The organism is Paenibacillus sp. FSL K6-2862 (assembly GCF_038005125.1).
Taxonomy (GTDB): domain Bacteria; phylum Bacillota; class Bacilli; order Paenibacillales; family Paenibacillaceae; genus Paenibacillus; species Paenibacillus illinoisensis_A.
In genome coordinates this window covers 4,378,633-4,391,293 of record NZ_JBBOSN010000001.1, presented here as the reverse complement: position 1 = coordinate 4,391,293, position 12,661 = coordinate 4,378,633, and the positions used below count along the sequence as shown (strand labels likewise).

17 protein-coding genes are annotated in these 12,661 nt (G+C 46.9%); 16 read left to right on the top strand and 1 reads right to left on the bottom strand.

Translation table 11 applies throughout. The features are described from left to right. The first annotated feature begins 31 nt into the window (after nucleotides 1-31). The 10 genes from MHB82_RS19700 (at nucleotide 32) to MHB82_RS19655 (ending at nucleotide 7,313) form a co-directional block, all read left to right on the top strand. Nucleotides 32-631 carry a histidine phosphatase family protein gene (locus tag MHB82_RS19700; protein WP_095361917.1) on the top strand — a complete coding sequence of 200 codons (600 nt, stop codon included), beginning with the start codon at nucleotides 32-34 and terminating at the stop codon, nucleotides 629-631. Nucleotides 632-866: 235 nt separating this feature from the next. Further along, the gene (locus MHB82_RS19695) at nucleotides 867-1,985 is read left to right on the top strand and encodes a hypothetical protein (RefSeq protein WP_110758990.1); all 1,119 of its coding nucleotides are present in this window, start codon (nucleotides 867-869) and stop codon (nucleotides 1,983-1,985) included. 46 nt (nucleotides 1,986-2,031) lie between these two features. After that, on the top strand, nucleotides 2,032-2,538 hold the full coding sequence (locus MHB82_RS19690; protein WP_095361915.1) for a gamma carbonic anhydrase family protein: 507 nt from the start codon (nucleotides 2,032-2,034) through the stop codon (nucleotides 2,536-2,538). Between the two features lie 23 nt (nucleotides 2,539-2,561). Beyond that, nucleotides 2,562-2,741: an IDEAL domain-containing protein gene (locus tag MHB82_RS19685; protein WP_095292837.1), complete on the top strand. Its 180-nt coding sequence runs from the start codon at nucleotides 2,562-2,564 to the stop codon at nucleotides 2,739-2,741. 153 nt (nucleotides 2,742-2,894) lie between these two features. Then, nucleotides 2,895-3,317, top strand: a complete 423-nt coding sequence (locus MHB82_RS19680; protein WP_095361955.1) for a DUF2487 family protein — start codon at nucleotides 2,895-2,897, stop codon at nucleotides 3,315-3,317. Between the two features lie 192 nt (nucleotides 3,318-3,509). Then, nucleotides 3,510-4,052, top strand: a complete 543-nt coding sequence (locus tag MHB82_RS19675; RefSeq protein WP_095361914.1) for a QcrA and Rieske domain-containing protein — start codon at nucleotides 3,510-3,512, stop codon at nucleotides 4,050-4,052. Between the two features lie 15 nt (nucleotides 4,053-4,067). Further along, a complete protein-coding gene (gene qcrB, locus MHB82_RS19670; protein ID WP_017687726.1) occupies nucleotides 4,068-4,739 on the top strand; it encodes a menaquinol-cytochrome c reductase cytochrome b subunit in 672 nt (223 codons plus the stop codon). A 21-nt stretch (nucleotides 4,740-4,760) separates the two neighbouring features. After that, nucleotides 4,761-5,642: a menaquinol-cytochrome c reductase cytochrome b/c subunit gene (locus tag MHB82_RS19665; RefSeq protein WP_095361913.1), complete on the top strand. Its 882-nt coding sequence runs from the start codon at nucleotides 4,761-4,763 to the stop codon at nucleotides 5,640-5,642. Between the two features lie 114 nt (nucleotides 5,643-5,756). Beyond that, nucleotides 5,757-6,383 (top strand): DUF1405 domain-containing protein, encoded by a 627-nt coding sequence (locus MHB82_RS19660; protein WP_341175660.1) that lies wholly within the window; start codon nucleotides 5,757-5,759, stop codon nucleotides 6,381-6,383. Nucleotides 6,384-6,443: 60 nt separating this feature from the next. Further along, nucleotides 6,444-7,313, top strand: coding sequence for a sporulation protein YpjB (locus MHB82_RS19655; RefSeq protein ID WP_341175659.1), 870 nt, complete (start codon nucleotides 6,444-6,446; stop codon nucleotides 7,311-7,313). Nucleotides 7,314-7,408: 95 nt separating this feature from the next. On the opposite strand, the gene MHB82_RS19650 is transcribed toward MHB82_RS19655, so the two are convergent. Then, entirely contained in the window at nucleotides 7,409-8,278 is an 870-nt protein-coding gene (locus MHB82_RS19650; protein ID WP_095361910.1) for a YitT family protein, read from the bottom strand. A gap of 170 nt (nucleotides 8,279-8,448) precedes the next feature. Between MHB82_RS19650 and MHB82_RS19645 the strand changes: the two genes are divergently transcribed. The 6 genes from MHB82_RS19645 (at nucleotide 8,449) to bshA (ending at nucleotide 12,651) form a co-directional block, all read left to right on the top strand. Next, on the top strand, nucleotides 8,449-8,778 hold the full coding sequence (locus MHB82_RS19645) for a nucleotide pyrophosphohydrolase (RefSeq protein ID WP_056696770.1): 330 nt from the start codon (nucleotides 8,449-8,451) through the stop codon (nucleotides 8,776-8,778). Nucleotides 8,779-8,829: 51 nt separating this feature from the next. Next, entirely contained in the window at nucleotides 8,830-9,354 is a 525-nt protein-coding gene (locus MHB82_RS19640; RefSeq protein ID WP_095361909.1) for a tetratricopeptide repeat protein, read from the top strand. Nucleotides 9,355-9,438: 84 nt separating this feature from the next. Next, the gene (gene dapB, locus MHB82_RS19635; RefSeq protein WP_095361908.1) at nucleotides 9,439-10,242 is read left to right on the top strand and encodes a 4-hydroxy-tetrahydrodipicolinate reductase; all 804 of its coding nucleotides are present in this window, start codon (nucleotides 9,439-9,441) and stop codon (nucleotides 10,240-10,242) included. Between the two features lie 11 nt (nucleotides 10,243-10,253). Beyond that, nucleotides 10,254-10,694, top strand: a complete 441-nt coding sequence (gene mgsA, locus MHB82_RS19630) for a methylglyoxal synthase (protein ID WP_095292821.1) — start codon at nucleotides 10,254-10,256, stop codon at nucleotides 10,692-10,694. Next, on the top strand, nucleotides 10,691-11,389 hold the full coding sequence (gene bshB1 / locus MHB82_RS19625; RefSeq protein WP_110758982.1) for a bacillithiol biosynthesis deacetylase BshB1: 699 nt from the start codon (nucleotides 10,691-10,693) through the stop codon (nucleotides 11,387-11,389). Before mgsA ends, bshB1 begins: the two co-directional genes overlap by 4 nt. A 101-nt stretch (nucleotides 11,390-11,490) precedes the next feature. Further along, nucleotides 11,491-12,651, top strand: a complete 1,161-nt coding sequence (bshA, locus tag MHB82_RS19620) for an N-acetyl-alpha-D-glucosaminyl L-malate synthase BshA (protein ID WP_341175658.1) — start codon at nucleotides 11,491-11,493, stop codon at nucleotides 12,649-12,651. Nucleotides 12,652-12,661: the final 10 nt, after the last annotated feature.

Sequence of the window (12,661 nt, the reverse complement as noted above, 5' to 3'; positions counted from 1 at the left end):
GCGTTCGCCGTTTAGAGAAATGAGGGATGAGATGCGAATTGGGCTTATTCGTCACGGTCTTACCGATTGGAACGCTGCAGGGCGTATCCAAGGGCAGACAGACATACCATTGAATGCCGAAGGGCGTCAGCAGGCAGAACGTCTGGGACACCGTCTGTTGACAGAGGATTATCAATGGGACTATATCATTACCAGTGGTTTATCGCGAGCCCAGGAGACAGGAGAGATTATCTCTGGATTGCTAGACGTGCCTATGCTTGAGCCAGATGCGCGTTTGAAAGAAAGAGGTTTCGGTCAGATCGAGGGTTTGACCTCGGATGAACGAATCACCCGCTGGGGAATGGACTGGGAGACGCTGGATCTGGGACAGGAGCAGATTATTGATATACAGACTCGCGCTTTAGCGTTTCTAGAAGATTTATGGGCTGCATATCAGGACAAAAATGTTTTGATTGTAACTCATGGCGCTTTTCTCGCAAACCTGTTGTCTGCCTTGTTCAAAGACCGCTATACGGAACGAATTGGAAACCTGTCACTTACGATCCTGGAAAAAGAACAGGATGACTGGAGTCCCTTGTTATATAATTGCACACGACATCTATCATTGGATGCGGCTAAACAATCTGAGTAATTGGACTCAGGTTGTTTTTTTTGTTTTGAAACAGCGAAACTGTCGTTTGGTATCATTCTGTGCCTCTCATTTTTCTTCTGAGCAGACAAGTTCGGGCATAGGATGAATAAAAAGATAAAAGATTTGGTAAATGAGGTTTAGATCATGGGAATTCCGTCAAACATGTTTACAAAACCAAACTACTCCGGCCCCGAATCAGTAGCCCAATAGTAGTTAACGGCGAGGCGATGGACCCATGAATCTAGCGGATATGCTAACTTTTGCCGATATCGGCCAGCTTAATCGAATAGCAGACTATTACCAGTGTGAGTGTAAACCCAATTCCAAACATGAACTCATCCAGAGTATTCTCACAACGTTGGGCAGTAGACGATTTTTTGAGCAACAGGTCAGCGAACTTAATGTGGCCCATCTGCGTTTCCTGAACAACCTGCTATTTGATCCTCGGCAATACTTTGGCATGGAGGAGCTTGTCGCCATTGCCCGTCAATCGATGGACAAAAAAGAAAGCGAGTCCGGTGCCAGTCCGCGAGATCTTATAGTTCGGTTCACCAAGAGTGGATGGTTATTCAATGGAACAACACAGCATACGAAGTACCTTTACCAGGTACCCCAGGATCTGAAAATGAGGTTCCGGGATGTGTTATCCGCTCACCTGAAGGCAGGTATTAAAACGACAAATGAACCACCGATGTATCGAGATGAATACCATCTGCTGGTAGACGATCTGAAGTTGTTCCTGCAATTTGTGCAGCAGCATGAAATTACTTTGAACGCAGAAGGCATGATGTACCGTCGTTCTCAGCAGCAGGTGATGGACCATCTTCATGTCAGTGAATCATTGGTTGGAAAAGCGGGATGGAGGTTTGGCTACGGTCGTTCCTTCAAGGATTACCCTGACCGGTTTGCATTGCTATATGACTATGCTTTCCACCACCGGCTTGTTCGGGAAGAACAGGGGCTGCTGAAATTGACTGCAGCCGGCGAGGAAAAACTGGGTGCAGAGAATACAGCCGAGATGATACAGCTATTTCGGTTTTGGTTAAGACTTTATAAAGGTGCTATTCCAAACTTGTCCTCCATTGTGTATTGGACAGGAGAATGTGCGCCTGGTTGGTCCACTGCAGAGTCCTTGTTCCGACAAATTGGCCCGTTAATCCAGCCGTTTTATTACGACACACCGGAGACGATCTATGAAACGAGAGTTGTCAAAATGATGCTGCATCTGGGAATGCTTCGCATCGGAGAGCAGGAGGGTGAGAGTACCGTGCAAATGACAGCATGGGGCTTACGGCTTGCTGCAACCTGCCGATCGCTGTCTGGTGACACGACTCCTCTTGTGTTTGACATTTAGGGGACAAGTTGCTAAAATCACTCCCAAATTAAGGAGTGATACTGATATGATAATCCCATTCAAGGGTCAACAACCGCAGCTTCATTCTTCGGTGTATGTAGCTGAAGGTGCCAAACTTATAGGTGACCTGAAGTTAGGTGCAGATTCAACGGTCTGGTTCAATGCCGTATTACGGGCCGATCTGGCGCCAATTTGGATCGGACAACGTTGTAACATTCAGGACAATGCTGTTGGACATGTGAATACGAATCAACCTTTGATTCTGGGAGATGACGTTTCAGTGGGACATGCCGCGATTATTCATGGTTGTCACATCGGAACAGGCTCGCTGATCGGTATGGGAGCCATCCTTCTCAATGGAGCCGATATTGGTGAGTACACACTGATTGGGGCCGGTTCTGTTGTAACTGAAAATACTAAAATTCCGCCCTATACCCTAGCTCTGGGAACACCAGCCAAAGTGATCCGTGAATTGACGGATGCCGACCTTGAGCGGATGTCGAGGACTTCACTTGGTTATGTTGCCAAAGGTAAGGAATATAGGAGCTCTTAAATCCGTTTTGGAGGTGCATCCTATTGGATAAAATGAAAGTTACGTATGAAGTCATGTTGGGGCTGGCTGCTGAGATGGTGTGGGACGAAGCGCTTCGTAAACAGCGTAGCGAGAAGCTGTATATGGAAATCGACAAGGCGTTGGCTACCGGAGACGAAGTAGCTTTCCGGAGTCTGACGGATGAACTGAAAACCATAAACTGATTAACTGATGATCCAACCATATAAGAAGGAAATGCGTGATTACGCATTTCCTTTTGTGTTTTTTGGGAGAGATTTACGAATAACTCTATAGATTTACATCGTTTGCTCATATATAATATGGGAATAAAATGGATAGAGAGGGGAAATAGGGAATTGAAATTCAGTGAGATGACTCAAGACAGCTGGGCTGAACTGCAACTCTATCTGGATACATGCCTTATTCCATTCACCGGTCTTACGGGAAATCATTCGCCGGCTGAAGCCACGGAAGCACTAGAGAGGCTTAGAGATTTTCTGGATCTGATTGAAGTCCCATTTAAAGGGAGGGTCATGACATATCCAGCGTTCCATTTCGCTTTTCCAGAAATGTCAATGGCATTAAACACCATATGTGAGCAGCTGAAGCGCTCAGGATTCAGATATGTGGTGATAATGACATCAGATGGTTTATTGGACAAAGACAAAATTTCTTCTGCAGATCTGGTTTTTAATCGTTCTCAAATGGTTGAGGAAATAGATGAAGCAAAAATAGCAGGGTATGTCGGGGAAAAAATACGCGAGATGTGGAAGAATTAACATCTGACTGGAAATGTGACAATTTATCAACACTTTTTTAATAACGCTTACAATTGAACCTTAAAAATGTGTGACAAATTCTTGACGGTGTTCTAGGGCTACTATATGATTATGTATGTTCTAGTAAGTCGTGGAATTTCTGATAATGAAAACGTATGAGAGAGTTGGCTGAAAAAGGGGGGTGGAGACAGTATGAGCAGTGAGCATGACCAGCACGAAGCCTCGAACAAACCACCAAGCCGGATGGAGATGTCACGCAGGCAGTTTTTAACGTACACGCTTGGTGGAGCTACAGCCTATATGGCCGCCGGTGCGATTCTTCCCATGGTCCGTTTTGCGGTGGACCCAATTTTGCAGCACAAGGGAGAAGGCACTTCTGTCAAAGTAGCTGAGATCAGCAAAATCACGAACGAACCTCAAGAATTCACATTTGAACTGCAGCAGCAAGATGGTTGGTACCTGAGTAATGCTTCGCTTGTGGCATGGATTCGTAAGGATGAGCAGGGTAAAATTTATGCGCTTTCACCGATCTGTAAACATTTGGGTTGTACAGTCGGCTGGAACAGTGACAAAAATTATCCTGATGAGTATCATTGCCCCTGCCATGGCGCGCACTATGACAAGGAAGGAAAAAATCTTGCCGTAGCCCCGAAACCGCTGGATGAATATGTGGTCAAGGAGGAACAGGGCTGGGTATACCTGGGCGAGATTGTTCCGAACACCCGAGTGAAATAGGAGGCGTGAACGCAGATGTTTAAAAATGTCTATGACTGGATTGACGAGCGTCTCGATATCACGCCAATCTGGAGGGACGTTGCGGATCATGAAGTTCCAGAGCACGTAAACCCGGCTCACCACTTTTCCGCATTCGTCTACTGCTTTGGTGGCTTGACGTTCTTTATCACCGTAATTCAGATTCTCTCAGGAATGTTTCTTACGATGTATTACGTACCTGATATTATCAATGCTTATGCCAGTGTCGAGTATCTGCAGACCAAGGTAGCTTTTGGCCAAATTGTGCGCGGCATGCACCACTGGGGAGCCAGTCTGGTAATCGTAATGATGTTTTTACATACGATGCGTGTATTCTTTACAGGCTCTTATAAAGCGCCCCGTGAGATGAACTGGGTTGTCGGCATGTTGATCTTTTTCGTCATGCTGGGTCTTGGATTGACCGGGTACCTGCTGCCATGGGATAACAAAGCCTATTTTGCAACCAAAGTTACCCTGGAAATTGCCAATACCGTCCCATGGCTCGGACCTATTATTAAAGAATTCCTTCAAGGTGGAACCATTGTAGGTGCACAGACGCTAACACGATTCTTTGCCCTGCACGTCTTCTTCCTTCCCGCTGTGCTTCTGGTGCTTCTGGTCGGACACTTCATCATGATCCGCAGACAGGGCATTTCGGGACCACTATAACTTGAGAAGGGAGGAATCGCAATGGCTCACGGACACAAGCCTGATGATCAGGAGAAGATTATCTTTGTCGGTGATTCACGCGTCCGAAAAGGGGCAGGTTTTATTACTCCACCGGACTATACAGCGTATCCAGGCAAATCAGAAGCATTTATACCTAACTTTCTGCTGAAGGAATGGATGGTTGGTGTTGTGGTGCTGGTGGGTATCCTGGTACTGACCATCTCTGAACCTGCGCCGCTTGGTTATCCGGCTAATCCAAGTGCATCCGTTATTCCGATGCCGGACTGGTATTTCCTTTTTCTGTACCAATATCTGAAATATCCATACGCGTCAGGCGATTATGTCCTGCTCGGTGTTCTGGGTGTCAGCGGGGTTGCATTTGGAGCGTTGCTGCTTGCCCCGTTCTTGGATACAGGCAAGGAACGACGATTTTACAGACGTCCAATTGCATCATCACTCATGGTTCTGTCAATCCTCTCTGTATTTTATCTCACGAATGTGGCTTGGACTCACTACAAGCACGAGCTTGAAGCAACAGGCCAGAAGCCTGAACACATTCAGCGTGAGGAAGAGGCACACGAGAAGCATGAACAAGGTCTGCCGACTTCCAATGCACCAGGCCAAAAGGAAGAAGTGGCCATCGTTGAGAAGGATGATCCTGCAATGGAAACGTTCAAAAAGGCAGGATGTGTGGCATGTCATGCTGCAGATATGAAGGGAGCTAGTGGACCTTCGCTTCGTGGTATTGGTGACAAACATAGCCAGGAAGAGATCTTGACCATTATTAAAGAGGGATATAACGGCATGCCGGCCATGTATGATCAAGCCATCGCCCAAGGTCTGACAGACGACGATATCAATCACCTGGCGGAATGGCTTGCGAAACAGAAGGCAGAACAGTAAAATCAAATTAAGCCAAAAACCTGACTGTTGTTGCGGTCAGGTTTTTTTGAATGTTTAACCAAATCAACGCTTCATAAAGACAATAGGAAGTATAAGAAGGAAGGGGCAGCGAACGTGTCTTTATCTTTTTTCTGGAGCCGGGAATTTCTGACCAATCGGTATTTTCTGTGGCTTCTGTTTTGGTGTAATGCAGTAGGTACCGTGTACGGGTACATATGGTACGGAGATCAGCTGAAATTAACACTGGCGGAACAGCCCCTATGGCAGGTTGTATTTGTTCCGGACAGTCCTACAGCGAGTTTGTTTTTTACCCTTGGTCTTCTATGGGTTCTATATAAGCCTAAGTCTGTGGTGCTCAACCGAATCGGACATGTTATTCAAGCTCTCGCTGTGGTTACATCGGTGAAATATGGGGTCTGGGCTGTTTCGATTATTTTCGCGGGGTGGATGCAGGGTGGTTCGCCGCATTGGCAGGACTGGATGCTGATCGCCTCACACAGTGCCATGGCCATTGAAGCGTTGATTTATGTCAGGTTCTTTGGTTTCGGATGGTTGGCGCTGCTGATTGCCAGTCTATGGACGTTATTGAACGATACGATGGACTATACATATGATATTTTTCCTTGGCTGCCTAGTGCTCTCTATCAGCATCTGGATGGTGTGCGCAATTTCACTTTCGGGCTTACCCTGGTTAGCATTCTGTGTGCGTGGCTGGCATTAAAACAGGCGAAACGAGCCTGATTTTGCAAGCTTGTTCTAAGTGGTCGCGCCCTGCCATACATTGGTATGGGGGGGATGTCCATGAAGAGAATGTTCTGGAACAAAACCGGATTATGGGTAGTATCGTTCATGGCGCTGTTATTTTGGACGAACTTGTCATACAGTGTATCTGCACAAAGTGTAGGGAACGAAGGGGAAGCGGATCAACAAGCCCTTGTCAACAGTTCCATTCAGCAGCTTAATCAGGAAGCGACATCGCTCTACAGGAATGCCTTGGATCATAATATCGAAGAAGTCAGAAACGGTATTATGCGGATTAGCGAACGGCTGGAGCATATCTCGTTTGAAGGTCAGACGACGGTCGAAGGCATTCATGCCTTATCCGAAACGATTGTTGAAGTAAAACAAGCAGCCGTACGCGTCAAAAGTGATGACACCGGTCTTCAGCAGGCTTCTGCCAAGCTGCGGCTCGCTGCTGACAGTCTTGCGAATCCATCCAAACCCTTATGGCTCCAATATTATAAAATTGTAAAAGATGACCTTCAGGCCATATCCACTGCTGTGAGTCAGCATGAGAAAGCAGCAGCACTCACGAGCCGTTATGCTTTGCTTGAAGAACACTATGAAACCATTCGACCGGCAGCGATGATTCGTCGTGAACCCTATGAGATCGCTCAGCTGGACGCCTGGTTATCCCATACCAAAGGGCTGACTGGAGCTAAACAGCCAGATATCACTCAGCTGCAAAGCATGATTACCCAAGGCGAAGAACTGGTCAATCAATTGTTTGGTCGCGAGAAGGATGAGAGTGCCTTTGTTCCATTTGTTCAGGGACCGAACCGGAGAGCGGCAGGATTATTCATCACATCCGTGATTGTGGCGGCACTAACGTATGCAGGATATCGTAAGTATCGTGCACAGCAGCAAGGCATATTTCCATTCCGGCGCTGATCATCAGCTTCAAACCAAAGAACCTCTATACCGCAAGGAAGCCAACTGGATTGTCCTTGGAATAGAGGTTTTTTTGCATATATTTCTGTTGGTTTTCAGGATTCCTTGAAGCCTTCTCCATGGACGTCATGAACATCGCTGATAATAACGAAGGCTCGGGGATCAACAGATCTGACAATGATTTGCAGTCGCCTGAATTCCTGACGTGAAATAACGCAGTAAGCAACATGCTTGGCTTGTTTGGAGTAGGCACCGATGGCAGGAATCAGAGTTACACCGCGGTCCATTTCCCGGGTAATCAGATCGGCAATTTCGGGAGCATGGTCACTAATGATCATGAATGCCCGAGCGGAATAAGCCCCTTCCTGAATGAAGTCAATGACCTTTGAGGCGATAAAGACGGCAACCAGCGTATAGAGTATTTTTTCTTTTGGAATGTAGATTAGTGAAATGCCGATAATAATAAAATCGATACCGAGCAAAATTCGGCCCATGCTCCATCCATATTTTCGATTGAGAATCCGTGCAATGATATCTGAACCACCGGTCGTACCGCCTGAGCGGAATACGATACCCAGACCAGCCCCGAGAGTGACACCTGCATAAAGGGCTGCCAGCAGGAGATCATTCTCCGTGTGCAGTGGCTCAATCCATCCAGAGTGAATCATTTTCTCAAACAACCACAGAAACGCTGTAAGGGCACCAATGCCCACCCCTGTATAGACCATCTGCCTGCCGCCCAATATCTTGAGCCCGATCAGAAATAACGGGACGTTGATAACAAGGGTCGTCAGAGACGGAGAGAGGCCAAACGCATAATTGAGCAGTACGGTAACCCCGGTGACGCCGCCCTCCATTAGTTGGTTAGGGATAATGAAGTACAACAGTCCAAAAGCATACAATGCAGTACCTAGCAGAATAGGGAGAATCAGTTTAATTTGAATCCAAGTTTTGGCAGTGCTCATTAGATCCCACTCCATATGTAAATTAATGATGAAGCAATACTTGCCATCTTAGTATACCTATTTATTGATTCTTTAAAAATGATTTGTGCCTCAGGATGGTGGAAGTCAAACTAAATAACTGATATATTAGGAACAAATACGACACAATTTCAAAAGGAGAATCCGTTCTCATGGAGAAAAGCATCGCAGAAATGCAGCGCGAGGTTGACCTCTACATTTCCCAGTTCAAAGAAGGCTACTTCAGTCCGCTGGCCATGCTGGCGCGTATGTCGGAAGAGGTGGGAGAACTAGCTCGGGAAGTCAATCACGAGTTCGGTGAAAAGCCGAAGAAGGCTTCTGAAGCAGACAATTCCATTGAGCTGGAGCTTGGGGATATTTTGTTTATCACGATTTGTTTTGCCAACTCGCTTGGGATTGACCTGGCGCAGGCACACGACAAAGTCATGCATAAATTTAATACACGCGATGCAAATCGGTGGACTCCAAAAAACACCGATTAGGCGTAGATTACATATGCTGTACCATCACCCGATTGGGGAGGGACAGCTTGGATGATGAAGCCGGAAGATTACATGCAGCAGGCTTACCGCTGTATTTTGCAAAATGATTTTGAGCAAGCGATCCGTTGGTTTGAATCGGCTATTCTTGCTTACCCGGAACATGCGGAGCTTCACTACCGTTGTTCCATTACACATGCCCGCAGCCAGCACATTGGTCCGGCACTGGAACATGCCCGTAAGGCAGCTGAGCTGTCCGGTGGCACAGAAGAATATGTTCTGCATCTGCAGACATTGGAAGCCAAACAGCTATGTACACAGGCGAAGATTTTGCTGGAACAGGCTGGCAACGGCACACACGAACGTTATGTTTCGGCTGCTGCTCTGCTGAAAGAAGCGGTTAAGCTTGATCCGCTGTCTGTCGAAGCGCATGTGATGCTTGCGCTGGCCTATAGCGATTTGAATGAATTTGATCGTGCAATCAAGGCTGTTCGTGATGCGATATCGCTGGATCCGCAGAACGCACAATTGCATCAAATGGACCAACAAATCAAGCAACGTAAGAATTCTATTCAATAAGAAATTCATTTCATCTGAAGCGAAAGCTGACGAAATGAATTTTATAGTGACTGAACCAACATACAGTGAGGAGATGCAGCCAAGATGAGTGAAGTAATAAGAGTTGCCGTAATCGGAGCGGCTGGCCGAATGGGCCGGGAAGTGGTGAAGCTGGTTCTTCAAGACCCGGAACTGGAGCTTGCTGCCGCGGTTAACCGCTCCGGCGCAGGTATTGATGCCGGAACCCTGGTCGGCCTTCCGGAATGCGGAGTGCTAGTAACCGATGATATCGAAATGGCTTTTGCAGAGACGAAACCGCAGGTCATGGTTGATTTTACAATACCTCAATATGCTTTCGCTCATACAGAACTTGCGATCCGTTATGGAGTCAGACCCGTCATGGGAGTTACCGGCTTCACGACGGAGCAGATAGAACAACTGGACAAGCAGTGTCAGGACAAAGGGATCGGTGGTCTGATTGCCCCGAACTTCTCCATTGGTGCCATTTTGATGATGAGATTCGCGGCACAAGCGGCCAAACATATGCCTAACGTTGAAATCATTGAGTATCATGGGGATCAAAAACTGGATGCGCCTTCAGGAACAGCAATTAAAACGGCTGAGCTGATTGCAGCCAACCGTGAGGAAATCCGTCAGGGCAACCCTAATGAAGAGGAAACCATTGATGGCTCCCGCGGAGGTTATTATAACGGATTCCGGATTCACAGTGTTCGTTTACCAGGCGTATTTGCACAGCAGGAAGTGGTATTTGGCGATTTTGGCCAAACGCTCAAAATTCGTCATGATTCATACGAACGTGCAGGTTACATGCCCGGTGTAAAAATCGGTGTACAGAAGGTTATGGAATATACAGGACTCATCTATGGATTTGATCACTTTATCGACTAAAGGAGATTGTCATGTTGAAAATTGCATTTATTGCCCATGATCGCAAAAAAGAAGAGATGGTAAACTTTGTTACAGCTTATGAACCCGTGTTTACAGACCACCAATTGTATTCGACAGGCACCACCGGACTTCGCATTATGGAAGGAACTTCCTTGAAGATTCACCGGTTTGAATCAGGTCCGCTTGGAGGAGACCAGCAGATTGGTGCTTTAGTAGCGCAGAATGAGATGGATCTAATTATTTTCCTGCGTGATCCGCTGATGGCTCAGCCACACGAACCCGATATTAATGCATTGCTTCGTTTGTGTGATGTACAGGGCATTCCGCTCGCAACCAACATTGCAACGGCTGAAATTCTGGTTAAGGCATTGGATCGCGGCGATTTTGCATGGAGAGAGCTCGTGCATAAATACAAACCGGAAGCTGGAGTCACAACAGGTGATTCCGAATGAGTCTTGATATTCTGATTTTCGGAGCACACGCAGACGATGCGGAGATTGGTATGGGGGGAACAATCGCCAAACATACTGCAGCGGGATTGAAAGTGGGCGTGTGTGATCTGACAAAAGCAGAAATGTCGTCCAACGGGACTGTAGAGCGCAGAGCCGAGGAAGCGGAGGAAGCCTCCCGCGTCCTCGGTCTTTCGTGTCGAACCAATTTGGGCTTGCCGGATCGTGGTTTATACATAACCCCTGAGCACATACAGGCAGTGACGGCTGAGATTCGAAGGCATGCCCCGAAAATTGTATTTGCACCCTATTGGGAAGATCGTCATCCGGATCATGTCATGTGCAGCAAGCTTGTGCAGGAAGCGGTGTTCAATGCCAAGCTGCGTAATTATATGCCGGACATGCCTGCCACCCAAGTGAAGGAGCTGTATTTTTACTTCATTAACGATATGGGACCAGTGGATTTGATTGTCGATATTACGGAACACTATGAGCAAAAGGAAAAATCGCTGCTCAGTTATCGTTCCCAATTTGAGATAGGGGCAGGAACGGTCTCTACTCCGTTGAATCAGGGGTATATCGAACGCGTAAGAGCTCGGGACTCCTTGCTGGGTCAGCGGAGTTTGATTTCTTTCGCAGAAGGGTTTGCGAGTATTACACCTTATGTCGTTGGGCACTTTGGCGCAGCAGCTAGATAATATGTTGCTGCGCAAGTTCTTACCCTAATATAAATATAAATATAAATTCCGTTGCATTACATCAACTCGCACACGCGGGAGATTAAAGGAGCGTCCACCGGATGGATCAAAAGCTAAAGATTGGTATCACCTGTTATCCGTCCCTCGGAGGGTCTGGCGTTGTCGCAACGGAGCTCGGCAAATTGCTTGCCGAACAGGGTCACCAGGTTCATTTTATTGCGAATAGTATTCCGTTCCGACTGGGTACTTTTCAGAAAAATATTTTTTACCATGAAGTTGAAGTGAATGATTATTATGTATTTCGCTATCCGCCATACGACCTGTCCTTGGCAACCAAGATGGCTCAAGTGGCCAAAGCCCAGCAGCTTGATTTGCTGCATGTGCATTATGCAGTTCCCCACGCAGTATGTGCTTTCCTGGCCAAACAGATGGTGGGCGACGATCTGAAGGTTGTCACAACTCTGCATGGTACAGATATTACCGTACTGGCACAGGATGAATCCCTGAAAGATCTCATTCGGCTTGCGATCAACGAGAGTGATGCGGTAACCGCGGTTTCACAGGATTTGATTCGGGAGACGGTTGAACTTCTGGACATTCAACGTCCGATTGATTTGACATATAATTTTATTGATAAACGAATTTATTATCCTCGGGATGCGGCCAGTCTGCGCAGGGATTTTGCGGCTCCAAACGAGAAAATATTGATGCATATCTCCAACTTCCGCCCGGTGAAGCGGACACAGGACGTTGTTGAAGTTTTCCGTCAGGTTCAGGAGCAGGTTCCAGCCAAATTGCTGTTTGTTGGAGAGGGGCCGGATTTGCCTAAAATCCAATGGAAAATTAATGAATTGGGCCTGAATGACAAAGTTCATTTTCTGGGTAAACAGGATGACATTGCACAAGTCATTTCCATGGCAGACATCCTAATGCTTCCTTCGGAAAAAGAGAGCTTCGGACTTGTGGCCCTGGAAGCGATGGCCTGCGGTGTGCCGACCGTTGGATCACAGGCAGGAGGAATTCCTGAACTCGTATTACATGGGAAAACCGGGTTTTTATCACCGATCGGCGATACACAGTCCATGGCTGAGAACGCCATTCGCTTGTTGACCGACGATCGACTGGCAGCAGATTTCAGAGAAGCCTGTCTTCATAGGGCACATCATGATTTTTGCAATGATGCCATCCGTCATGAATATGAACAAATATACTATCGGGTACTGGGAAGAGAAGTTCCCAATCTAAAACCCGTTTGCGGTTGAACTTCCATTT

Excerpts from the sequence above, each read along its gene's own strand:
- MHB82_RS19700 (WP_095361917.1), top strand. The coding sequence starts at position 32 with ATGCGAATTGGGCTTATTCGTCACGGTCTTACCGATTGGAACGCTGCA.
- MHB82_RS19695 (WP_110758990.1), top strand. The coding sequence starts at position 867 with ATGAATCTAGCGGATATGCTAACTTTTGCCGATATCGGCCAGCTTAAT.
- MHB82_RS19690 (WP_095361915.1), top strand. The coding sequence starts at position 2,032 with ATGATAATCCCATTCAAGGGTCAACAACCGCAGCTTCATTCTTCGGTG.
- MHB82_RS19675 (WP_095361914.1), top strand. The coding sequence starts at position 3,510 with ATGAGCAGTGAGCATGACCAGCACGAAGCCTCGAACAAACCACCAAGC.
- qcrB (WP_017687726.1), top strand. The coding sequence starts at position 4,068 with ATGTTTAAAAATGTCTATGACTGGATTGACGAGCGTCTCGATATCACG.
- MHB82_RS19665 (WP_095361913.1), top strand. The coding sequence starts at position 4,761 with ATGGCTCACGGACACAAGCCTGATGATCAGGAGAAGATTATCTTTGTC.
- MHB82_RS19655 (WP_341175659.1), top strand. The coding sequence starts at position 6,444 with ATGAAGAGAATGTTCTGGAACAAAACCGGATTATGGGTAGTATCGTTC.
- MHB82_RS19650 (WP_095361910.1), bottom strand. The coding sequence starts at position 8,278 with ATGAGCACTGCCAAAACTTGGATTCAAATTAAACTGATTCTCCCTATT.
- MHB82_RS19645 (WP_056696770.1), top strand. The coding sequence starts at position 8,449 with ATGGAGAAAAGCATCGCAGAAATGCAGCGCGAGGTTGACCTCTACATT.
- MHB82_RS19640 (WP_095361909.1), top strand. The coding sequence starts at position 8,830 with ATGATGAAGCCGGAAGATTACATGCAGCAGGCTTACCGCTGTATTTTG.
- dapB (WP_095361908.1), top strand. The coding sequence starts at position 9,439 with ATGAGTGAAGTAATAAGAGTTGCCGTAATCGGAGCGGCTGGCCGAATG.
- mgsA (WP_095292821.1), top strand. The coding sequence starts at position 10,254 with ATGTTGAAAATTGCATTTATTGCCCATGATCGCAAAAAAGAAGAGATG.
- bshB1 (WP_110758982.1), top strand. The coding sequence starts at position 10,691 with ATGAGTCTTGATATTCTGATTTTCGGAGCACACGCAGACGATGCGGAG.
- bshA (WP_341175658.1), top strand. The coding sequence starts at position 11,491 with ATGGATCAAAAGCTAAAGATTGGTATCACCTGTTATCCGTCCCTCGGA.